The sequence below is a fragment of the Prosthecobacter sp. genome, from assembly GCF_044222345.1.
Taxonomy (GTDB): Bacteria; Verrucomicrobiota; Verrucomicrobiia; order Verrucomicrobiales; family Verrucomicrobiaceae; genus Prosthecobacter.
This window is the reverse complement of record NZ_JBGANL010000010.1, coordinates 31,603-53,928: the sequence shown is the minus strand read 5'-3', so window position 1 is coordinate 53,928 and position 22,326 is coordinate 31,603. Positions and strand designations below refer to the sequence as shown.

The 22,326-nt window shown below is 60.8% G+C and carries 21 protein-coding genes and 1 pseudogene; 5 read left to right on the top strand and 17 right to left on the bottom strand.

The features are described from left to right. Window positions 1-50 precede the first annotated feature (50 nt). Window positions 51-1,217, top strand: coding sequence for an alpha/beta hydrolase (locus ACILSL_RS07860; RefSeq protein ID WP_395731453.1), 1,167 nt, complete (start codon window positions 51-53; stop codon window positions 1,215-1,217). A 12-nt stretch (window positions 1,218-1,229) separates the two neighbouring features. On the opposite strand, the gene ACILSL_RS07855 is transcribed toward ACILSL_RS07860, so the two are convergent. From ACILSL_RS07855 to ACILSL_RS07795, 13 genes are all read right to left on the bottom strand, one after another. Next, window positions 1,230-3,101: a tetratricopeptide repeat protein gene (locus ACILSL_RS07855; RefSeq protein ID WP_395731452.1), complete on the bottom strand. Its 1,872-nt coding sequence runs from the start codon at window positions 3,099-3,101 to the stop codon at window positions 1,230-1,232. Between the two features lie 232 nt (window positions 3,102-3,333). Continuing rightward, on the bottom strand, window positions 3,334-4,011 hold the full coding sequence (locus ACILSL_RS07850; protein WP_395731451.1) for a response regulator: 678 nt from the start codon (window positions 4,009-4,011) through the stop codon (window positions 3,334-3,336). Further along, on the bottom strand, window positions 3,998-5,116 hold the full coding sequence (locus ACILSL_RS07845) for a sensor histidine kinase (RefSeq protein WP_395731450.1): 1,119 nt from the start codon (window positions 5,114-5,116) through the stop codon (window positions 3,998-4,000). The genes ACILSL_RS07850 and ACILSL_RS07845 overlap by 14 nt, the downstream gene beginning before the upstream one ends. Further along, window positions 5,113-5,565: a sugar 3,4-ketoisomerase gene (locus ACILSL_RS07840; protein ID WP_395731449.1), complete on the bottom strand. Its 453-nt coding sequence runs from the start codon at window positions 5,563-5,565 to the stop codon at window positions 5,113-5,115. Before ACILSL_RS07840 ends, ACILSL_RS07845 begins: the two co-directional genes overlap by 4 nt. Further along, the gene (locus tag ACILSL_RS07835) at window positions 5,562-6,521 is read right to left on the bottom strand and encodes a glycosyltransferase family 2 protein (RefSeq protein ID WP_395731448.1); all 960 of its coding nucleotides are present in this window, start codon (window positions 6,519-6,521) and stop codon (window positions 5,562-5,564) included. Before ACILSL_RS07835 ends, ACILSL_RS07840 begins: the two co-directional genes overlap by 4 nt. Continuing rightward, complete coding sequence (locus tag ACILSL_RS07830) at window positions 6,508-7,287, bottom strand: class I SAM-dependent methyltransferase (protein WP_395731447.1); 780 nt, start codon at window positions 7,285-7,287, stop codon at window positions 6,508-6,510. The genes ACILSL_RS07835 and ACILSL_RS07830 overlap by 14 nt, the downstream gene beginning before the upstream one ends. Further along, window positions 7,274-8,404, bottom strand: a complete 1,131-nt coding sequence (locus ACILSL_RS07825) for a DegT/DnrJ/EryC1/StrS family aminotransferase (RefSeq protein WP_395731446.1) — start codon at window positions 8,402-8,404, stop codon at window positions 7,274-7,276. Before ACILSL_RS07825 ends, ACILSL_RS07830 begins: the two co-directional genes overlap by 14 nt. Before the next feature lie 81 nt (window positions 8,405-8,485). Further along, window positions 8,486-9,790, bottom strand: a complete 1,305-nt coding sequence (locus tag ACILSL_RS07820) for a DUF58 domain-containing protein (RefSeq protein ID WP_395731445.1) — start codon at window positions 9,788-9,790, stop codon at window positions 8,486-8,488. Between the two features lie 5 nt (window positions 9,791-9,795). Then, window positions 9,796-10,827: an AAA family ATPase gene (locus ACILSL_RS07815; RefSeq protein ID WP_395731444.1), complete on the bottom strand. Its 1,032-nt coding sequence runs from the start codon at window positions 10,825-10,827 to the stop codon at window positions 9,796-9,798. Between the two features lie 18 nt (window positions 10,828-10,845). After that, window positions 10,846-12,108 (bottom strand): DUF4350 domain-containing protein, encoded by a 1,263-nt coding sequence (locus tag ACILSL_RS07810; RefSeq protein WP_395731525.1) that lies wholly within the window; start codon window positions 12,106-12,108, stop codon window positions 10,846-10,848. Then, window positions 12,108-13,556 (bottom strand): DUF4129 domain-containing protein, encoded by a 1,449-nt coding sequence (locus ACILSL_RS07805; RefSeq protein ID WP_395731443.1) that lies wholly within the window; start codon window positions 13,554-13,556, stop codon window positions 12,108-12,110. The genes ACILSL_RS07810 and ACILSL_RS07805 overlap by 1 nt, the downstream gene beginning before the upstream one ends. After that, window positions 13,546-14,517 (bottom strand): stage II sporulation protein M, encoded by a 972-nt coding sequence (locus ACILSL_RS07800; RefSeq protein WP_395731442.1) that lies wholly within the window; start codon window positions 14,515-14,517, stop codon window positions 13,546-13,548. The genes ACILSL_RS07805 and ACILSL_RS07800 overlap by 11 nt, the downstream gene beginning before the upstream one ends. After that, the gene (locus tag ACILSL_RS07795) at window positions 14,514-15,281 is read right to left on the bottom strand and encodes an RDD family protein (protein WP_395731441.1); all 768 of its coding nucleotides are present in this window, start codon (window positions 15,279-15,281) and stop codon (window positions 14,514-14,516) included. The genes ACILSL_RS07800 and ACILSL_RS07795 overlap by 4 nt, the downstream gene beginning before the upstream one ends. A 114-nt stretch (window positions 15,282-15,395) precedes the next feature. Here ACILSL_RS07795 and ACILSL_RS07790 point away from each other — a divergent pair, with 114 nt between their 5' ends. Next, window positions 15,396-15,965 (top strand): DUF5362 family protein, encoded by a 570-nt coding sequence (locus ACILSL_RS07790; RefSeq protein ID WP_395731440.1) that lies wholly within the window; start codon window positions 15,396-15,398, stop codon window positions 15,963-15,965. Between the two features lie 2 nt (window positions 15,966-15,967). On the opposite strand, the gene hemW is transcribed toward ACILSL_RS07790, so the two are convergent. Then, complete coding sequence (gene hemW, locus ACILSL_RS07785; RefSeq protein ID WP_395731439.1) at window positions 15,968-17,056, bottom strand: radical SAM family heme chaperone HemW; 1,089 nt, start codon at window positions 17,054-17,056, stop codon at window positions 15,968-15,970. Window positions 17,057-17,119: 63 nt separating this feature from the next. On the opposite strand from hemW, the gene ACILSL_RS07780 reads away from it, so the two are divergent. Next, window positions 17,120-18,097, top strand: coding sequence for a phytoene/squalene synthase family protein (locus ACILSL_RS07780; protein WP_395731438.1), 978 nt, complete (start codon window positions 17,120-17,122; stop codon window positions 18,095-18,097). Between the two features lie 446 nt (window positions 18,098-18,543). Here ACILSL_RS07780 and ACILSL_RS07775 read toward each other — a convergent pair whose 3' ends face one another. Beyond that, window positions 18,544-19,203 (bottom strand): DUF1080 domain-containing protein, encoded by a 660-nt coding sequence (locus tag ACILSL_RS07775; RefSeq protein WP_395731437.1) that lies wholly within the window; start codon window positions 19,201-19,203, stop codon window positions 18,544-18,546. A 285-nt stretch (window positions 19,204-19,488) separates the two neighbouring features. Between ACILSL_RS07775 and ACILSL_RS07770 the strand changes: the two genes are divergently transcribed. Then, entirely contained in the window at window positions 19,489-20,934 is a 1,446-nt protein-coding gene (locus tag ACILSL_RS07770; RefSeq protein WP_395731436.1) for a phosphatase PAP2 family protein, read from the top strand. Window positions 20,935-20,946: 12 nt separating this feature from the next. On the opposite strand, the gene ACILSL_RS07765 is transcribed toward ACILSL_RS07770, so the two are convergent. Next, a complete protein-coding gene (locus tag ACILSL_RS07765) occupies window positions 20,947-21,231 on the bottom strand; it encodes an AIR synthase-related protein (protein WP_395731435.1) in 285 nt (94 codons plus the stop codon). On the opposite strand from ACILSL_RS07765, the gene ACILSL_RS07760 reads away from it, so the two are divergent. Further along, the gene (locus tag ACILSL_RS07760; RefSeq protein ID WP_395731434.1) at window positions 21,230-21,664 is read left to right on the top strand and encodes a hypothetical protein; all 435 of its coding nucleotides are present in this window, start codon (window positions 21,230-21,232) and stop codon (window positions 21,662-21,664) included. The genes ACILSL_RS07765 and ACILSL_RS07760 overlap by 2 nt on opposite strands. Before the next feature lie 9 nt (window positions 21,665-21,673). Here ACILSL_RS07760 and ACILSL_RS07755 read toward each other — a convergent pair. Then, window positions 21,674-21,957 (bottom strand): annotated as a pseudogene (locus ACILSL_RS07755) (DNA polymerase IV); the annotation flags it as partial. Between the last annotated feature and the right edge of the window lie 369 nt (window positions 21,958-22,326).

The following is a 22,326-nucleotide window of genomic DNA, read 5'->3' as shown; positions in this document are numbered from 1 at the left end:
CGGTAAAAGTACTCATTGTCTTTTTCTGCCAGTGAGATTGCATCAACCCCATGTCATTGCCGCTTGTCCTCCTGAAAGCCTTCGCGCTTTTGCTGGCGCTGTTCTTGGGACCGTTGAGCATGTTCGGCCTCTGCTGCATGGTCACTTGGCAGGGCCTGCTCCTCAGTGCGGCCATTGGCGCACTCGGCATCGGTCCGCTGCTCTACTGGATCGGCGACGAGCGCGGCTCCATGCCACAAATGCGTCTGGCGAAAATCCTGCTCGCCCTGTCCGGTGTGGGCATCGCGCTGGTTCTCTGGCAGATTCCCGATGCTCACACGCCCAGGACAGCGCGCATTCATTCACGTTACTCCGACGGCGGCTGGCACTACAGCCGCTTTGCCCCGGGCTCCGTGCTGCCGGAGATCGACCAGATCCATCTCGGCTATGCCGTCGCTTCGGCTCTGGATCCCCTCTTCACTCAGAAGCAGCGCCGCGAACTCTCCGCCATGACAGACGCTATCTACACCGAGGCCGGCGCAGATCCAGACTTCACCGCCGCAGGCTCTGCCCTGACCTCCATCTACAGCGAGATGAGCTTCGGCCAATTTCGCGACGGCCATTACTACCACTACATCCCCGCCAAAGTGGACCGCACCCGGCCCACCCCAGCGCTCGTCTTTCTGCACGGCAGCGGCGGCAATTTCAAAGCCTACATCTGGCTGCTCTCAAAGCTGGCCGATGAACTCGGCATCACCGTCATTGCCCCCACCTTCGGCCTCGGAAACTGGGAGAAAAAAGGCGGCTACGAGGCCATCACACGCGCCATCGCCGATGCCGGAAAGCACGCCGCCATTGATCCCGATCACATCCACCTCATGGGCCTCTCCAATGGCGGCAAAGGCCTCTGCCTCGCCGAATCAGCCGAAGGCCCCAAATTTCGCTCCCTCATCTTTCTCTCCGCCGTGCTGCACACCCGCATCAAATCTTCAGAACTCGCCGCACGTCTGCAGCCGCGCCGCGTGCTGATCCTCTCAGGCGGCAGCGATGACCGCGTGCCTTGGGAGCATGTCTCCGGTTATGCAGAAAAGCTGAAGGCTGGCGGACTGGATGTCACATCACGTCGTTTTGACGGTGAAGATCATTTCCTGTTTTTCCACCAGCGCGCCGAGGTGCTGAAACTCGTTGCCGGGTGGATCGCCGCCGAATCGGCGGCTCGCATTCCACCAGCGCCTTGAATTTCATCTGGCTCACCGTGCCCTGCCCTTCTCAGCCATCGCGACTTGGGCCGCCTGAATAAGCTTCTGAAGCTGGGGGTCATTAGGCTGGACGAGAGAGGCCGCCTCATAATGATCCAAGGCGCGGTGAGGCAGGCCGGTCTGAAAATAGACCAGCCCGAGGGCCTTGTGAGTCTGCGGATCATTGGGCATGGCCCGCAAGATGTCCCGGAAGACGGCAACGGCTTCATCGTACCTGCCCACCCCTGCGAGGCTGAGGCCCAGGGTGAATGCCACCGGCGGTTTGGTGGTGGCATTTTTGTCGATGTTGATGAGCTGCATCGTGGCATCCAGCGCCTCCTTCGGGCGGTTGAGCCTGAGCAGTGAGTTGGAAAGATTGAGCAGTCCGTTTTGAAAGCGCGGTTCGACTTTCAGCGCCTCGCGGAAGCATTGCACCGCCTTTTCATTCTTGCCAGCGTCGGAATAGGCCGCGCCCAGATTGCCCCAGGTACGGTACTTGCCGGGGCTTTTGGCCACGGTGTCCTCCCAGAGGCTTTCACGCGTCCGCCAGACATTGTTGCGTACGCAGGTTTTCCAGGACAACGCACCCACGCACAGCAGAGTCAGCACCGGAACCCCCACCCGCAGCACATGGGCGCGGACGCCGCTGCTGCTGCTGCTCCGCAGCCAGTCCAGCAGGCACGCCACCAGAATGAAAATGCCAATGGATGGCAGGTAGGAGCGATGCTCCGCCACCAAGTCCGGCAGCGGGGTCAGCGCCGAAGAAACAGAAATCGTGATGAAAAACCAGCCCACGCAGGCAAAGCCCAGCACAAAGCGCACATCCCCCCGGAACCGGCGGGCCAAGCCCCACGCCGTCAGCACCATGCCGCCCAGCACGGCAAGAGCCTGCAATACAGGCCCCTGAAAGAGCGAGTCATAGAGCGGCCATTCTGGATCGAGATTCATTCCCTTGGGCCAGAACATCTGCCGCAGGTAATGAGTCATGACTGTCAATTCGGTCACAAAATAGTGCCAGTGACGCAGCGGCTCATCCCGCGAGTTCACGATGTTCATGGCCGCATCGAAACTGAATCCGTCGTGCTGCGCTGCCGCAGTCATGAACACCAGCACCGGAATCAGCGGCATGCACAGCAGCAGTGGCAGCGCCTTGATGGCCGCCGCCCGCAGCCGCGTGCCGAGCACCAGCCAGTCCAGCAGCACCGCCAGCAAGGGAATCATGAAGGCATCCTCCTTCGTCTGCATGGCCAGCAGCACCGCCGCCACCGCTCCGCCCCGCAGCAGCCACCGGCCCCACCGTTGGTGCACCGAGCATGAAGCAAAATACAGACACAAACTCACGAGCGAAAAAAGCACCACCAGCGAGGTGAAGCGCTGAACGATGTAGGTCACAGACTCCGTGGCCAGCGGGTGGACCGCAAACAGCAGGGCTGCCGTCGCCGAAATAAACAGCACCGAACCCCGCTGCAGACCTGCCCCCACTTTGGAAAAACGAAGCAGCATCGACACCAGCGCATAAATCAGCACCGAATTCAGTGCATGAATCCCCACGTTGACCAGCCGGTACCAGTGCGGGTTAAATTCATCCAGGCTGTAGTTCAGGCGAAAACTCGCATAAGCGACCGGGCGCATGACAGCATTGACGGCGTAATCAGGATCAGACCCTATTTTGAAAGGGCGCTTCACGAACTCGTTGAAGTCCTTCAGATAATCAAAGGTGTTTCCTCCACGGAAGAACGGATTGTCTTTGAGGTAGGTATGGTCGTCAAACGCCATGGGGAAATCGGCCGTCCAGAGGTAAAGGCTGGCACAGAGGCCGATCAGCAAAGCGGCCAGAACTGTGTGAACCCAAAACCAGGACGCCCGTGACGTTTGAGCAGGCATTTGGTCCGGCTCAGCAAGAAGCTCCGTAGATGCAACGTTATCGATTGAAGTGCCAGTGGCTGCGTGCGTGACTCTTTTACCGCTCGGATGTTTGCTGCGTCTGTGTTTTGACATGGCTTCGGTAAGGTAGATTTTTGATTCGCAGTATTTTGCTGCAAAATCTCCTCTTCCACCAAGTAACATGGCCCGTCACGTCAGACGCCACCCTCGCTAAAGAAATCACGTATTACAGCTAGGCCCCATGGTCGCGCACCCATTGTCCCGCACGCAGGTACAGCTCGGCGGCACTGCGCAGCTGAAGCTTTTCTTTGATGCGGGCACGGTACGTTTCGACCGTCGATTCCCCCAGATTCAGGGTCTGGGCGATCTCGCGCGTGCTCTTGCCGCGGCCAAGCATTTGAAACACCTCCAGTTCGCGGTCCGCCAGCGTTTCCATCCCGGCCAGTTCCGAGTTGCTGCGTTTCTGCGTCATCCGCTCCAGCAGCTTGGCCGTCATCTGCCGGCTCGCATACACATCCCCTTTCATCACACAGCGGATGGCCTCAATCACTTCCGTGGAGGCTTCGTTTTTGGTGATGTAGCCCTTGGCGCCTGCACGCAGGGCGCGCTCCGCGTAGAGCTCCTCATCATGCATGGAAAGCACCAGCACGTTGATGTCCAGTCCCTGCGCCTTGATGTCCTTCAGCAGCTCCAGACCGCTGGAGCCATGCAGGGTGATGTCCACGATGGCGATGTCCGGCTTGGTCTCCAGGATCAGCCGCATGGCATCACGAATGTTGTCCGCTTCACCGCAGATGGACATGCCCAGGTCACGGTCGATCAGCTGTCCCAGATGCTCCCGAAACATGGGATGATCTTCGACAAGGAGCACCTTGCAGCTGTTCGCTGCTTTCAATTCAGTTTTCTTCATGGTCATTGAGATATTTGAGTTTTTTGAGATCTTTCAGCTGCACACGGCAGCACACCATGGTGCCACCTTGGATTCGCGGCTCGACGGCCAGCATGGCCTGCAGCGCCTGCGCACGGTAATGCATCGTTCGCAGCCCCATTCCATCGCTGCGCGTGCGTGAGGACGGCGGCATGCCTTTGCCATCGTCTTCCACCCGCAGCTCCAGCATTTCGTCCTCGAGCTTCATCGCCACATGAATCTCCGTCGCGCCACTGTGCTTGACCGCGTTCGCCACTGCTTCCTGGGCGATGCGGTAGAGGTGCATCGAGACGTCCGGAGCATCCAGCGGCACATCCACGCAGTCATTGACCACGATGGGGATGCCCGTGAGCCGGCTCATCATTTTCCCCAAATCCGCCAGCGCTGCCGCCAGCCCGCTGCGGTCCACATGCACCGGAAAGATGCCCCGTGCGAGATTGCGCGCCTCCATCACCACCTGCTGCAGAGATCCTTCGATCAGGCTGGCGTCATGCGCAGCCTGGACTCCCTGCGCCTGCAGGTCTTCCGCCAGCACCCGCGCCGCGCAGCCGATCGCCGCCAGCTGCTGGCAGATGCCGTCATGCAGATCCTGGCCGATGCGCTGCTGCTCATGTTCACTCACGCTGACAATGTCTTTTTCGAGCTGCCGCCGTTCCTCCAGCATCTGGATCCGCGCCTCGTCAGCCTCCTGTTTGTTGCGCAGCGCAGTCACGGCAAAAACCACCACACACAGATACACCAGGCGGTTGATCAGAGCCCAGGCATAGCCCAGCTGGGTCTCATAGGGATTCGTGTTCATGTTTGCCAGCCACCACACCACGCCTGACAGCAGCGCGATGAAGAATCCCACCCTGTTTCCCGCCCACCACACCGCCAGGAAAATAGGGATGCCGTAAAAAACAAACAACGTCACTTCAAAGCCGGTGATGTAGTCCAGCCAGCCGATGCCCAGCGTGACCATCATCATCACCGCAATCGTTAGCCAAAGGGACTGGCTGCGCATTGCATTCGTGGCACCACTCCACCAGCGCGACAGCCTCGTCGCCATGACCGGTTCAAACGCTGCTGAGATTGTGCGGGCATTCATGGCTGCATTTTCCATCCTTTCACCATATTCTTAAAATCACGATAATCTCGTATGTAATCCTCCACCTCATAAGGGCGCGAGGCCAGCACCATCAGCACCGAATCCGCTGAATGCAGATGCTCCTGCGCCCACACCATGGGCGGAACCAGCACGCCAAAGGTGGGACGATTCAGGCAGAACTCCTCACGGTTCTCACCGTCATCCACGCTGAGATGGCACTCGCCATGCACACAGACGAGGAACTGCTCGCACAAGCGGTGGGCATGCTCTCCGCGTGTGCTCAGCGAAGGGATGCCGTAGGTCAGAAAAATGCGTTGCGCGTCAAAGGGCAGATCCTGGCTGAATTCCAGCGCCGCAAGATTGCCCCTCACAGGGTCAACCACATGGCGCATCTCAAACAGACGCACGCCGCGCACAGAGCAGCTTTCAATGGAGGTTTCGTGGATCATGAAGAGGGTGGTTTCACATGGGTGGTCAAAGTACGCACCAGGCTCTGCGGCTTGCCGGAAACGGTCAGAAATGCACGCCCGACATATTCACCGATGATTCCCAGCATCAGCAGCTGGGCACCGCTGAAAACAGCCAGTGCCCCCATCAGCGAACCCCAGCCGAGCTGTCGCTGTCCCACAAGGAGGGTTTCAAGCACCACCTCCGTCAGAATCAATCCCCCCAGGACACACAGCAGCACCCCCAGCACACTGGCGATGCGCAGCGGCATGACGCTGAAATCAAACAGCAAACTCAGCGCCAGCCGGATCAGCTTGCGCAGCGTGTAGCCGCTCCTCCCTTCCTGGCGCTCCACATGCTCCACCTCCAGCGTGGCGATGCGGTTGGTCGCGCCCAGAATCAATCCATCCACATACGGATAGGGACCGCGATACGCCACAATCCTCCCCACCAGGTCCCGGCGCAGCGCCCGAAAGCTGGAGAGGTAAAGATCCTGCGGCTTGCCGAGCAGAAAAGTCGCGCAGCAGTTCGCCAGCCAGCTGGCCACATTGCGCGCCCAGGGGTGCTTCTTCTCTGCATAGCGCGAATAGACCACCTCAGCATCCGACTCGCGCAGGTGGCGCACCAGTTTGACCGCTTCACCGGGGGGATTTTGCAGATCATCATCCAGGTTCACCACGAAGTCGCCGCTGGCATGCCGGTAGCCTTCCAGCACGGCGGCATGCTCGCCAAAATTGCGCGCCAGCTCCACCACACGCACTGGGGCGGGAAAATCCGCCACCGCCCGCCGGGCCGCCGCAGCCGTGCCATCCGTACTGCCGTCATCCACCAGCACCAGCTCCCAGGTTTCCGGCAGAGACAAGGCGCGGAAGGCGTCCAGCAGCGGGCGCAGGCCTTCGCCCGTGTTGTACAGCGGCACCACAAAGCTCACTTCGGGATGGATCTCAGTTGCTTCCATGCGGACTCCCTCCGGTTGAGCTCTCCCTTTTTCGTGCAACGGCAAAGACCGACGAGCCAAACGGCAGGCGCAGTTCCCGGCACAGTCCGGCATCCAGTCTGCCCACGCCTGCCAGCAGCGAGTTCATCCAGCGCGGCGTGAGCCTCAGGTCAGACGCACCCTCCGCACGCCGCTCTGCTTTCCCCCTGCTCAGCTGCCGCCACGCGAGCAGCGGCAAAAACAGCCAGGCATTCCAATAGTGGATTGTTTCAACGGTAAAGCTCGAATGCTCCAGCAGCGCCCGCACCTGAGATGCACCATAGCGCCGCGCACCGCTGACGGCCACATCGTGGGATCCGCGCAAACCTTCAAACGCAGGCAGGTTCAGCACCAGCAGGCCGCCCGCGCGCAGCACACGGCTCATTTCCGCCAGCGCACGCTTTTCGATCACTCCCTCATGATACAGCACATCCAGGCTGAGCACTGCATCAAAGGCTGCATCCGCGTGCGGAAGCGCCTCCACCGAACCCAGCTGCACCATGCTTAGACCGCGCTGCTGGCAGTGCCGCACCGCCTCTTCCGCAGCATCCACGCCCGCCACATTCAGATCACAAATCCGTCCTTTCAAAAACTCCAGCATGCCCCCCGTGCCGCATCCCGCATCCAGCAGCCGGCCATGTGGCGGAAGTCGCCCTTCCAGGGCATGCTGCACCTGGCTGCGCAGCACCGCATACCACCAGTGGCGGTCTTCCACCGCCCGCATGAGATCGTATTCAGGAGCCCTCATGTTCAAACCTTTCGATGGCTTTCAGGACGGCACCCACGGCCCCCTCGGACAAGTAAGGATGCATGGGCAGTGACACAACCGCAGCAGCAGCCCGGTCAGACTCCAGCAGCAGCTCGTTGCCTTCGCCAAAAGCACGCTGCCGGTGCAGCGGCACGGGATAAAGCGCGGCCACGGGAATCCCGGCTCGTTGCAGATGCAGCATCAGCGCGTCGCGCCGCTCAGAACGCACCACATACTGGTGGTAGGCATGCTCACACCCGCCCCTCACCATGGGCGCAGTCACCACGCGACTGCCCACCAGCCGGGCATCGTATTCCGCCGCCAGCCTTCTCCTTTGCAGAATGCTCTCATCCAAAGCACCCAGTTTCACCCGCAGCACCGCCGCCTGCAGTTCATCCAGCCGGCTGTTCACCCCGGCCTCCTCACTGACGTAGCGCTCCTTCCAGCCGTACTGCCGGATCATGCGCACACGCTCCGCCAGCTCCGGGTCATTCGTCGCCACCGCACCGGCATCTCCCAATGCCGCCAGATTCTTCGTCGGGTAAAAGCTGAACGCCGCCACCCTGCCCAGCGTTCCGACCGGCCGACCATGCCACATCGCACCATGCGCCTGCGCGCAGTCCTCCAGCAGTTCGATGCCGTGCGCATCCGCCACCCGTTGCAGACTCTCCCAGTCCGCCGGATGCCCGTACAAATGCACCACCACCGCCGCCTTCACTCCCCGGCCCCGGGGAGAAGTCAGCAGGGCATCCAGGGCTTCAGGGCAAAGCGTGAAAGTGCCCGGCTCAATATCGACACATTCAGGGGCCGCGCCGCTGCGTGCCACCCCAGCCGCCACTGCTGAGGGAGCAAAGGATGGCACCGCCACTTTGCTTCCCGCACCAATCCCCAGCGCCCGCAAAATCAGCTCGATCGCGTCCGTCCCGCTGGCCACACCCACGACCTGGCTGAGCCCCAGATAAGTCGCAAATTCAGTTTCAAACGCATCCACCTCGGCGCCCAAAATATAGCTCCCACTGGCACAGACACGCTGCATCGCCTGGGTCAGGGCCACCTCATGACGGCGCTGATCTGCCTGCGGAAAAGGCAAGGACCAGTGGTTGATTGAACTTGGCATGTCCTCACCATCATCCATGACAAATTTGTCGCAAATAACGCCACACATAGCGGTAAGCGCCACATGATGTAAAGCACTGATTTAGAGAAGCCCGCCTGCTTTCACGTCCAGATACTTGTTCGCCAGCGCCACCGGCAGCATCTGCGCGGACTCATCCACCGTCAGCACCCGGCGTGCGCGCAGCGACTCCAGCAACTGACGGCGCTCGCCAAAGTAATGCGTTAGCGCCCCGTATTGCAGCGCGTCGTGCAGGTGATCGATGGTAGCCGCCGCGCGCTGTTCCAGCTCTTGCTCACGCAGCGTGGCGGTGAGCACCAGATGACGCTTCTGCATCGCGCCGACAGCCGCCGCCAGTGTGGCACCGTCCTCACTGCGCAGATTGGTCAGCATGATCACCAGCGCACGCCGCCGTTGCAGCGTCATCACCCGTTCTGCCGCTTCGGTGAAGTCGCTCGGCTCGCTGCTGGCCTCATAGTTGTAGAGATGGTTGAGCAGCTTCGGCATGCTGTGCGCGCCCTTGACCGGCGGCAGCCAGCGCTGCACCCCGCCAAAGCCCACCACGCCCACTTCATCCCCCTGCCGCAGCGCGATGAAGGCGATCAGCAACATCGCATTCAGGCAGTGGTCAAACTGGCTCAGCCCCCCGTCCAGCGCACGCATGCGGCGTCCACAATCCGGCACCAGCAGGATCGTCTGATTGCGCGTCTCCTCGAAGTCCCGGCTCACCAGCATGGATCTGCGCGACGTCGCCTTCCAGTCAATGCGTGAAAGCACATCCCCGTCCTGGTAGTCGCGCAGTTGGTGGAAATCCAGCGAGGCCCCCATGCGCTTCCGCTTGATGATGCCCATCTGCTCCACGCGGTTCGCCATCGCCAGCAGGGCAAAGCGCACCACAGGCTCGTAGTTCGGGTAGGCGCGCGTCTGGCTCTCACGCGCGATGAAGTGCAGCCGCCGCCACAGACCCAAGGCCGAATCCACCAGCACATGCGCCGGTTTGAACGCATGCTGCCCCCGCCGCACAAAACGCGCCTCATACGAGATCGCGGCAAACTCCCCCGGTGGGATGCTCACACGGTAGGGCAGCCCTTCCGCCTCCGCCGCCGTGGGGATGCCATCAAACACCTCCAGCTTCAGCGTACGCCGGGTCGCATGCGTCACCGTCAGCGTCACCGAGGAGTCCACCCCCAGCGCAAAGCGTCCGGGCAGCGAGCGCTCGCCCGTGATGCGCCCGCGACGCGGCAGTGTGAAGGCATCCACCACCAGCGCCAGCAGCAGCAATCCGCCGCCGATTTGCCAGAGCACCGCCAGGCTCTCCCAGACACACGCCACCACCGCCAGGACGAGCCAGGCGATGAGAAGTCGGAGCAGCAGGGCGGTCGGGCGCATGAAAATCAGACGCGAGGCGCCTCGATGGACTTGAGCAGTGAGTTCAGCATGTCATCCACACTCTGGCCGCTGATGGCAATTTCCGGCGCCAGTTGCACACGGTGCCGCAGCACGGGCAGCACCGCGCGTTTCACATCCGCAGGTGTGATGAAGCTGCGCCCCTCCAGCAGCGCGTACGATTTGGCCACACGCACCAGGCTGATCGCGCCGCGCGTCCCCGCACCGAGTGAGATGGCGCTGTGCTGGCGCGTGGCACGCACGATTTTCACCGCATAGTCCACCACCTGCTCCACCGCCTGCACGGCAGCAGCCTCTTCTTGTGCGGCCAGGATGTCCTGCGGCGTGCAGACCTGCGGCACATCCGCCGTGGAGAGTCCGCCCCCCGAAGCGCGCGATGAAACGGCCTTCACGATCCACGTCTCATTCGCCACATCCGGGTAGTCGATCAGCACCTTGAGCAGAAAGCGGTCGAGCTGCGCCTCCGGCAGCGGATACGTTCCCTCCTGCTCGATGGGGTTCTGCGTGGCAAAGGTCATGAACGGCGGCGCCAGCGCGTGGCTCTCGCCATCAATCGTCACCTGCGTTTCCTGCATCACTTCCAGCAGGGATGACTGCGTCTTGGCAGGCGCACGGTTGATTTCATCTGCCAGCAGCAGATTGGCAAACACCGGCCCGCGCCGCACTCGGAACGTGCTGCTGCTCATGTCAAACAGCGTGTGCCCGCAGACGTCGGAGGGCATCAAGTCCGGCGTGAACTGAATGCGGCGGAAGCTGCCGCCAAAGGTGTGGGACAGAGCCAGCACCAGATGCGTCTTTCCAAGCCCAGGCTTCCCTTCCAGCAGCACATGCCCTCCGGCCAGCAAGGCCGCCAGCACCTGATACAGCACCTCCTCCTGCCCCACAAACACCTGGCTCACCGCAGTGTGGATCTTCCGAAAGATCTCTGTGCTCCTCGGCACGGACGGCGGCGCAAAACCACCGGGCGGCGGCGGTGTGTAGAGACTGGAGACGTCAGGTTCAGGAAGGATCGGATTCATGGAGGTGTTGGTGAAGTTTTAAAGAGCACGGCGGATGGCCTGAAGATCGCGCATGAGAGTCACAAACTGATGAGCGCTGTTTGGCGGCGTCACATCGAACGCGGCGGTCACCCGCTTGACCGGCAGTCCGCTGCGGCGGGCGATCTCCTCGGCCAGGGGATCGTTCATCTGCCGGCTGCCGTCATCAAGTGATCGAAGCCGCTCACGCACACGCTCCCACACCGCATCTCGGGCAGAATTCACCAGCAGCGCCACGCGCCGCATGCGCCAGAAAAACTCCCCTAGCGCGCCGATGTGGCTGGCAAAATGGCGGGTCGAATCAAGCTCCACCTCCGCCAGCGGCCCAAAGCGCGGCATCTGCTGCCAGAGCCAGAAGCCGAGGCACAGCGCCAGTGTTACAACAGCCATCCAGCCATCCTGCCACAGCAGTCCAAAGAAACTGCCTATGGAAGCCGCGACAAACAGCACCTCCTTGGAACCATTTTCACCCACGAGCGCGGACAGCCAGCGCGCGTGATCGTGGTCACCGATCCAGTGATTGCGGAAAGGCCGCGCATGCGCCAGCAGCGTGACCGTGCCCATGCCGTGCCTCAAATGCAGCGCCAGCGACTCGTCCTTCGCCCCGGCGGAAAACTCACCCCGCAGCAGCTTGCGCTTGAGGATCAGGCTCTGATAACCGCCCAGACTGAGCTGGTAGGTCCTGCCATTCCACGTGACCTCCTGGTCGGACTCCAGCCTCACATTCTCCTTCCCAGGTGCTTTCTCCTGGGCATCCGGCTCGCTTTCGGCCTCCTGCCAGCCGTCGTTGTTTTTCAGCAGCTCCTTGAGATCCTCCTCGGGGAAGCGTTTCTGCAGCCCGACCCCGAGCTGCTCCAGCACCGGATCTTTCTGCTCCTTCAGCAGCATGGCGGAAATGAAGGAGCCAAACTGCGTTTCAAAGTCATTGTAGGGCCGGGTGCCATCGAGGAAATAGATGAGGTGCCCGCCGCTGTAGGTCCAGCGCAGCAGCTGCTTCGCCCGGCCTTGCGGCAGTCCGTCTTCCCCGGAGATGAAGATCACCGCATCATGCTGCGGCAGTTTCCCCAGCGACTTCGCCGCATGGGCATGGTGGCCGAGTTCATTGAGCAGCCGCTCCGCCGCCAGGAAGGGGTTCACCCGCGCCTTGCCCTTGTAGCCGGTGATTCTCTCCACCTCCTTCCAGTGGCCGCCGCGGCCATCCCCGCAGGCGCAGAGCACCAGCGCACCTGCCAGCATCAGCAGGCCACGAATGAAGCGCCGCATCACGCCGCACCTCCCTTCTCCACAAACGGCCACCGGTCGCACAGCGCCTGCATTTCATCTTCCGACACCGGCATCACCGCATACGCCACCTGCACCCACGCACCCGTGAGCTGGCGGAAGTAATCCGCCTCGGTCTTCTCTCCGGCCTGCAGCACCTTCACCAGGCAGTCCTCCTCCGTGTCACTGTCCGTGATGGGCACCCGGCGGCGGATCACCAGCCACGAAAGTGACCCCCGATACAGCAGACTCAGCGCCTCCTTGAAGTCACCCGCAGCCCATGCCGCTCGCGCTGCGCCCACGACGTCCTCCGGCAGGCTCTCGCGCGTGATGTTCATCCCCATCAGCACCTTGGGCACCCGCACCGGCGCCTTGCTGACGCCACGTGAACTGAACAGATGGCGGTTCTTCACCAGGTAAATCATCAGCCAGGTCACCACCCCCACCACCAGCGCCCAAAACATCAACCTGAACAGGACCGCGAAAAAATCCAGCCCCTGCGCCTTGGCCCGGTCTGCCTTCTTGTCCTTGTCTTCATCCTTCACCCATTTCGGAATTTTAAGTTTGTGAATTTCAAACTCAGGATTTGCGAGCACCTCACGTGCAACCACGGCCGGGTCATTCTGGTCAGCCGCCTGAACGTTAGAAGGAGCGCCACCCAGCATCAGCACGGCGATGAGCACCGCCGCAGTCGCGGAAGTCAGCCGCGCGGCCATGCGGCGAAACGCCAGCTCCACATCCCAGCCTTCGATGCGCGTGCGGCAGTTCAAATACAGCCCGAAGCCCGCCCCCACATAGAAGGGCTCGATCAGCGTGACGATCACCATGTGGCAAACAGCCCCCCAACAGAGAAAAGCATCCGGAATGGTGCTCTCGAAATCGAAGGATTCAAACAGCCCCTCCCAGTCAGGCTGGGCGGATTCTGGCAGCATGCCATGCGTCCCCAGTATCAGGCCGATCCAGGCCACGAGTTCGATGTTGGAAAATGCCAGCGTCATCGAAACGCCTGAGCTGCCCCCATCCATCGCGAGAGTTTTGATGCGTCTCTTCACCGCCGCCCCGCGCAGCCCCTCCAGCATCTGCGCCGGCAGCGCAAAGCTGCGGATGAAGGACAGCCGCTGCCACAGCAGCGCTGGCAGGCAATTCGTGAGCCACAGCCGCGGCCACGCCCTCCAGGTTTCAAGAAAGGTGGGCCGCTCGCCAAAGGCCGCACGGCTCAGAAAGAACAGCGGCACACGGTCATACAGCGGCTTCAGCCACCACACGGCCAGCGGAATCCACGCAGGCGATGAACGCAGCAGCACACCCACGAGCACCCACAGCGGCACAACCGTGCACACCCACAGCACGAGGATGCGGCCAAAGTCACGCCTCACCATGGCGCAGCCCAGGTCCACAGCCTCCCACGGCTGGCGTGGCCGCAAAGCGACCGTGATGTCTTCAAGCCGCATCCGCCTGCCTCCTTCCGCTAAACAGGAGAAACACCGCCACCAGCAGCCAGCACATGCCGCCGGCCGTGAATTTGATCACGAGCGGCAGATCCAGCGGCGACCAAAATCCCTCCAGCACCGCTGCGATGCTCGTCAGCACCGCCGCCCCCACCAGTAAAGGCAGCGCCTTGCGCCCGGCCAGCACCAGCGCCGTGCGCCGCTCCAAGCGGCCCGGTCGCAGCACCGACCAGCCCACCCGCATGCCCGCCATGGCCGAAATCACGATCCCGGTAAACTCCGGGGCGCCATGTGCGATCACCCAGGAGTACAGCGTCAGCGGATTGCCCGCATAATGCACGTATCCAGCCGCAGCACCGAAGTAGAGGGAATTAAACAGCAGTACAAACAACGCCCCCACGCCTCCCAGAACACCTCCAGCGAAGGTCCTGAAGTCGATGCTGACATTGTTCAAAATATAGTGGCAAAACGCGGCAAACCCTGAGCCGAAGCTTTCACGCACAAAATCGGTCGGCTTGCTGGCCTCGCCATACATGCTCTCGATCTGCACCATGGCATCCGGCCCCAGAAAAGACATCGCCCATTCAGGATGCGATGGCGTGATGGCGGCCATCAGCACCGCCGGCAGATAAAACAATGCCGTGCACCACCAGAACAGCCGCCACTCCGCACGCACCGCCTGCGGAAACTCCACCACCAGCAGCCGCACAAACGCATCCCAGCCCCCGGCGCTGTGCCGCTCCAGCACGCGGTAGCCGCGGATCGCCAACGCATTGAGGTGCTGCGTCAGCCGCTGCGGGCTCATGCGGTGCTGCGCCACGCTCAGATCATGGCACACCTGGCGGAAAGTGGCGGGCAGTTCCTCCACCGCCGCCGTGGGGTGTGACTTCTCCGCTTCCTTCAGCAGCGTCTCCAGCTTCTGCCAGCGCGGCTCGATCTGCTTTTCAAACTGGGCCGGTGTCATGGGCGGAACATGGCTGCTCCTTTCAGCGGTGGCGGAGTCCCGCTTTTATCTTCCGGGGCCTGCAGCCACAGTGCCATGCCGCACAGCCGCCGCAGCCCCTCCACTCCGGCCGCCTTAGTCAGCGGCTGCACCAGCGTGGCGAGTTCGATCCGGCGCTCATCCGCCCACAGCGGCGAACGCTCCAGGAACTGCAGCAGCGCCGCCTGCTCCTCACGCGTCAGCACCTGCGAAGGCGCACGGCGTTCCGCACGGATTTCCACCTGCGGCGCGTTGAACAGCGGCACCTCCGCATACGTCACCACGGTGTTTGCCACCAGATCCCCCAGACGCTGAAACCGCTTCGTAAACAGCATGCACACGATACCCGTGAGGTACAGCCCCGGCATAAAATCCACCACGCGCAGAAAATTGCGCATCACCGCCTGCGCCAGAGACACCGGCCCGCCGGTCACGCTCATCACCCGCAGCTTCATGGCTCGCTGCCCCGGCGTCGACCCCTTCGCACCGGCTTCAAAAAACACGTTGTAAAACCACTCCATGAAAAACACGAACAGCAGGGACAGCCCGTGCGTCATCTCCTCGCCGATCAGGTCTTGCAGCAGCCAGTGCGCACAGATCGCCACCAGGATGTCGATGCCGATGCGAATGAGCAGATCGATCAGGTAGGCCATGCTGCGCACCGCCGGCCCCGCCACGCGCAGCTGAATCTCCACGCCATCCGCGAGTTCGACTGTTTGCAAGGTGTCCGCACGTGCCGCTGCCATGAGCGATCAATGAAGCGGCTCCGTTTGATTTTGACAACCTTCGAATTATTTTCGTAGAGTTGGCAAACGACCGCTATTGTTCCAGCGCTCATCCTCCTCCCACTTTCGCCTGCCATGGAATCCCCCCTTTCAAATCCCTACTCCTCCCCGGTCGCCAATCTCTTCGGTTCCGCCACCAGCAGCGCGGCAGAGGCTGTCTCCCCCAGCACGATCGCCCAGCTTGCGGGCACCAAGCCATGGGTGCGTTTCATGTCCGTGATCTTCTGGCTCGTGGGCCTGTTTCTCGTCCTCGGGAGCTGCCTCTATGCTTTGCTCGCCGTCTCCGGAACGTTCAACAATCCAGAATTCACCAGCAATCCTGCCATTTCAGGCAATCCGATGCTCTCCAAGAATCCCGCAATCCTTACGGGCTTGTTGATTGGCACATCGGTCTACCTGGGTGTCTTTGCCTTTCTCACCATCTACCCCGCTCTCAAACTTTGGAAGTATGCCAACTGCATCGCCCGACTGATGGCCTCACGCTCCATTGCGGATCTTGATGCCGCCCTCACCGAACAGCGTCGCTACTGGAAGTTTCACGGCATCATGACCCTCATTGGCATCTGCATGGTCCTCATCGGTATCATCGCCTTTTTCGCCTTGATCTTCACCGCCATCGGCTCTGGCATGAAATTCCCGCGCTGATCTCATCCCATCAGCGCCACCGCGATCGGGTCCACCAGCGGCTTGCCCACACGCGTGAGCCGCACATGGCCTGCATCATAGCTCAGCAGCCCCTGTTCACGCAGCGTCTCCAGCATCTGGCGTGACTCGGCCTGCACCAAATCCAGCGGCAGGCCGCGTGCGGTGCGCAACTCCAGGCCAAAGCGCTCCGTCCGGCGCTGTTCCGGCGTGAGCTCCTCCACATCCACCGCTGTTTCTTCACCGGCCAGCGTCATCGCCATGTAGCGCGGCGTGTCCTTCACATTGTTCCAGCGCCTCCCGCCCACCGTCGAAAACGCCCCGGGCCCGATGCCGAGATAATCCTCCCCCAGCCAATAGGCCTCGTTGTGCACGGAGCGGTGCCCCGGCTTCGCATAGTTGGAAATCTCGTAGTGCTCGAATCCGCCGCCCTCCAGCGTGTCGATCGCCAGATTGAAAAACTCCGCATCACGGCCTTCGTCCTCGCGATACTCCCCCGCTTTGAGCCGGCGGAAAAAATCTGTGTCCTCCTCGTAGTTGAGGTTGTAGGCCGAAATGTGATCCGGCTGCAGCGAGATCGAATGCGCCAAAGTTTGGCCCCACGTCTCCACACTTTGCCCGGGAATCGAAAACATCAGATCCAGGTTCAAGCTCGGAAACCCCGCCTCCTTCAGCACCTGCCAGGTCGCTTCCGCATCCGCCCGGGCATGGTCACGCCCCAGTGTTTTCAGCGTCTCATCATCCCAGGCCTGAATTCCCAGGCTCACCCGCGTCACGTTCATCTCGCGCATGATCGCCGCCTTGGACGCCGTCACCGTGCGCGGATTCGCCTCCATCGTGAACTCCACCACCTGGGACATATCCACCCGCTCCATCAGTCCGCGCAGCAACCGCTCCAGGTGTACATCACTCAGCATCGTCGGCGTGCCACCACCGAAAAAAATCGTCTGCGGCTTCAACGGCTGCTTTTCCGCCTCCCGCAGCAGCGCATCCACAAACGCCGTCATGTCCGTGCCGCCCGGCGTGTGCTTGTGAAAGCTGCAATACGGGCAGATGCGGTGGCAGAAAGGAATATGGACGTAGAGATGCTTCACTCTCCGTATGCTAGCAGAGAATGCTTGCCCCGGCATCCACCATCTATCATTTAGCCCCCCCTCATGTCCGACGAAACTCATCACGAACGCGAACTCGGCGGCCAGCTGCTGGCCTCGGTCTCCCGTTCGTTCTACCTCACGCTCAAAGCCCTGCCCAAGGAGCTGCGTGAGCCCATCTCCCTCGCCTATCTCCTCGCCCGCACCGCCGACACCATCGCAGACACCGCCATCGTCAGCGCCTCCGTGCGGCTCGACTGCCTCGAACGCTACCGCACTCTCGTACGCGGCTCCGGCGAAGCACAGAGCCTGGCCGACATTCTCACCATGCAGTTTTGCACCCAGCAGAGCGACGACGCCGAGCGCCGCCTCATGGAGAAATTCGCCAGCGGCATTGCCTGGCTGCGCACCATGCAGCCCACACCCCTCGCCGCCATCCAGAGCGTCCTGGAGCACATCATCGACGGCCAGATGCTCGACATCCGCCGCTTTCCCGCCGATGGCCGCCTGCGCAGCCTCGCCAGCGCCGAAGAGCTCGACCAGTACACTTGGCTCGTCGCCGGGTGTGTCGGCGAATTCTGGACCCAGCTCTGCGCCACCGAGCTCCCCGGCTCGCTCGATCCCACCGTCACCACCGCCCAAATGCAGGAATGGGGCGCACGCATGGGCAAAGGCCTCCAGCTCATCAATATCCTGCGCGACATCGGCGAAGACACCCGCGACGGCCGCTGCTACCTCCCCTGCCAGCCCGCAGACATCCAAACCGAGTGGAGCCTCTGGCTGCAAACCTGCACCCAGCACCTCGAGTGCGGCCTGCTCTACGTCCAGCACGTCCTTCACACCAAGCTCCGCTACGCCACCGCCCTGCCCCTGCTCCTCGGCATTCAAACCGTCGCTAAGATGCGCTCCTCCCCCTGGGACAAAGTCCAGCAAGGCATCAAAATCTCCCGCCTCGACGTCGCCAGCATCCTCGCCCAGGCCGCCATCGCCTGCCGCAGCGCCCCCGCCATGGAAAAGCTCTACCGCAAGCTCGCGCAGGGCTGAGACCCCTCATTCCCCCCTCACTTTCCACGCCTCCGCAAATAAGCTTGCCGGATCACCGGTTCCTCGCATATTTAATTCCGTTCGGTGGAAGGCGACCACGGCGGCAGACGCCACACGTCACACTCCATCCGCAGCACATCCCATTTTGGGGCTATAGCTCAGTTGGTAGAGCGTCTCGTTCGCAATGAGTTTTTGGCGTTTTTCGCGTACTTCCCCCCAGTTGCCCACATGCATTCAAATCATTGTTAATGAATGGATAATGTATGTATCGAAGCGAAAAGGCGCGCGTCCCACTTAGTCACAATTTGGCCCAATCAATGGCCGTCAGTATACAAGCGAGTATACAAGGGAATTCCGCATTTACCGATCCGATCACAGTGCATTTGAAGTGCACTTTCATCCAGGCCCTCGTCCCGCAGAATTGAAAGGTGACGACGGCACCAACGCTACTCCCCTGCCCCAAGCTGCCTGATACGTATGTTGCGAAACTGAACCAGCGAGGCACCCCATTCACCGTCTTTGCGTTCTGGATGCAGCTGTAGGGCCAGCGGCCCCTGGCGTGGAATGCCAGGTAGCTGGGCGTCGTCAATGACCAGGTTGTCGTTGAGTGTGACTGTCAGGCGGTCGCCTTTCAGGGTGATGTGGAATGTGTTCCACTCGCCAATCGGCTTGTCAGCTTTCACTTTGGGTGTCACCCCGGCATGGACTTTGGCGTCAAAGGCTGGATCGGTCCTGTAGCCCCACACTTCGCCAGATCCGACCGGCCAGCACCAGATGTTCACCTGCGACTTGTGCTGGCCGCGCAGGAAGACTCCAGAGTCGGTATTGGGTGCTGCAACCGTAATCACGTTGCCTGAATCGTCCTTCTGGTAGGAGCCATCTGGCAGAATGATCCGTGCTTTGTTGTTCACGAAGGGACTTTCCTTGATGCGCCAGTCCACCCACAGCTCAAAGTCGGCGTATTCCTTCGTCGTCCACAGCTCCCGGTCCCCTTTGACTTCCCCCTGGGGATTGCAGTCAATGACGCCATCCACGACGCTCCAATCGTGATTATGGAGCTGCTTGGTGGTCCATCCCGCCAGATCCTTACCCTTGAAGAGTGACACGATGCCTTGTGCTGCATCGGTGCCGGATTGGGTGCTCGCTTGGCCTTGGCAGGGATCGCAGGCTGTTGCGCGAGGGTGGTTGGAGGAAGAAAGAGGGTTGAGGCGGCAAATAGGCCGAAAAACAGGGGGAGGATCGTCTTCATGTGGTTTTCCCAGACAGGGATGGGTGCGCCGTTCTTTCGGATATATGAAATTTTAACATTAGGCCTTGCTCGTTTATATAATTGTCATAATTTACGAGACTGAGTGTAGGATCACCTCCATGAATAAACTTCTCTCACCTCCATGAATAAACTTCTCTCTTCTCTCACCCTGCTGGCCCTCACGGCCAGCATTCGGGCTGACGTTATTATGGAGTGGAACACGCTCATACGGCAGACCTTTGCCGCAGAAGGATCAACCGCCACGCCGCCGAGCAATTCGCGGACCATGGGAATGATGGGCGGGGCGATGTTTGACGCGGTGAACTCAGTGAACCGCAATTACACGGGGTACAATGGTTATTTTAACCCTGTGACAGCGGGTTCGGGCATCGATGTCAATGCAGCGGCTGCCACCGCCGCCTACAATGTGCTCGTTTCGAACTACAATGATTCCTACGGCCCCGGCAATCCCTACATATCGAGTTTTACCAACAAATACAACACGCAGATGGCCGGTATCGCCGATGGAGAGGCCAAAACACGTGGCATGGAGGTCGGATTGGCCGCAGCTCAGGCCATGGTGACCTCCCGTGCGGGTGACGGGTGGAATGCCGCTAGCACCTACACAGCGCAGCCCTTTGGAACGCCTGGTTATTGGCAAGCTGGAAGCACTGCCGGCGCGTGGGGAGCTTCTACGGGCACTTTCCTCAAATCGGAATGGGGTTATGTGACGCCGTTCACCATGACCAGCGGCAGTCAATTTCGCCCTGCGGGGCCTGATGGCCTCGTCGCTACTGGACCCGGCGGCACTTTGACCACGACTGATTATGCCAATTGGGTTCAAAGCTCAGCCTACACCGCTGAGTTCCATCAGGTCAAAAGTATCGGTGCCGCCACAGGTTCGACTCGCACAACGGACCAGACGGTCATCGCTTACTTCTGGGTGGATGGTCCGGGAACAGCCTCACCGCCTGGTCACTGGAACCGCATCGCACAAACCGTGTCCACGGCTGCCAACAGCGGAGCGGGATTAAGCGTGGAGGACAATGCCCGTCTTTTTGCCTTGCTGAATATCGCGGAAGCAGACACCGGCATCGCTACTTGGGAGGCAAAGCGTTACTTCGACAACTGGCGCCCCATGCTCGCGATCAACACGGCAGACACGGATGGCAATCCCGCTACCATTGGCGATGCCGCTTGGTCACCGCTGATTCCAACACCTTCATTCGGCTCCTACACCAGTGGTCACAGCGCCTTCAGCATGGCGGGCGCAGAAATTTTGGCGAACTTCTTTGGGACGGACAACATCGCCTTCACCACGGACTCTGAGTCGCCCTTCCTCCCTAGTGGGACCACTCGCGATTTTACCAGTTTCAGTCAGGCGGCCCAAGAGGCTGGTATGAGCCGTATTTACGGCGGCATTCATTGGGCGTCTGACAACCGAGATGGGGCCATACTCGGGGCCAATGTAGCCAACAACGTCTTCAACAATTTCTTTCTGCCTGTGCCAGAGCCAGGCAGCGCATTGCTAATGTTTAGCGCAGGGCTAGCCTTCATGTGCCGTCGTCGTCGCCTAGGCCATGTGTGAGACCACAGCGGCTTAGTCGATCTCTACGCTCACTTGGGCGCTCGTGTCCATCGATCCGATGATCTTCGCGTTCTCACCGCAGGTCAGTGCCCTGTCGGCGTCGTCTGGCGACACGATCGCCACCCAGCCGAGGCCCATGTTGAAGGTGTCGATGGCGTCCTTCGGGTCTGCGTGCCGCAGCACCTTCTGCACGGCGTCGTTCTGCCAGAACGGAATGCGCAGGTTCGCGCCGAGGCCGCGTTTGAGGAAAATACGGCCGAGATTCTCGGACAGACCGCCACCGGTGATGTGCGCCATGGCCTTCGGCTTGATGCCGGCGGCTTTGAGCGCCTCCCGGCAGTTCTGGCGCGAGGTGCCTCAGAGTGAGCTGGCCGCCGCCAGGGAGCAGCCCGACGCAGCCGAGGCACGCTTCGGCCGCCACAAGCCCACGATGGAGGAGTTCCTCAAGCTCTTCCCCACCAGCTTCAAGAAGGAGCCGCGCGAGGCGCTGCTCTCCGGCGACCAGGTGAAGGCGGCGTTCATCAGCCTGGGCTGGCACCGGGACCTCTACAAGGGCATGTCTGACAAAGCCGAGGCGGACGGGATCATCCGACGTGTGAGCGGCGAGGGACGCGGCGGACAGATTCTGCGCGGGCTGCCCGAGATCGTGGCCGCCTACACTGCCCGCCGTGAAGAGAAGGGCTCGATGATGGAAGACGTGCCGCTGAAGGTCACTGCAAAACCGCAATAACGATTAGGCAAGATAGGCTTCATCCACTGACATCCGTTCAACCAGTGGCGTGATGCTCCGCAGGATCTCCATGATGAGAACGGATTCAGCACGATAAACCTTCATCCGAGGGCGAACAAAAATGCCACGCGGACAGAGCTTTGCAGCGGTTCGAGAAGTCATGGCGGACCGCACCTTGAACTTCCTGGCCTCATAGCTGGCTGCACACACTACGCCCTTATTTCTGGACTGTCACGCTGTCCGATGGAGGCAAAGAACGCATCCATATCGACGTGGAGAATGGTTCGGGGCATGGCTTTATTTCAGCATCCTCACCTTCACGCCCATCGCCTCAACCAGAACCTTGCCCATTTTGGCGAGTCTTTTCATCCACAGGTTTCGGTGGTAGGAGTCCGGCAAATCGACTTTCAAAACTGTCGGCGGGCATGTCTGGGCCCATGCAAGCAAGGTTTGGCGCAATAACCGAGTCATGCATGAATATCAATTGTGAATACTCTCTCACTAAAGATAATTAACCAAGAGTGACTAAATTTATTGATTTATATCATGTTATCCATAACTCTCATACTCTTCTAGGGCATAGACCTGCCATCACTTCTTTCTCAAATGAACTCATCGTCTCACCATTTTCCTAGACCACGCGGTGTCTCCAAAACCTATTG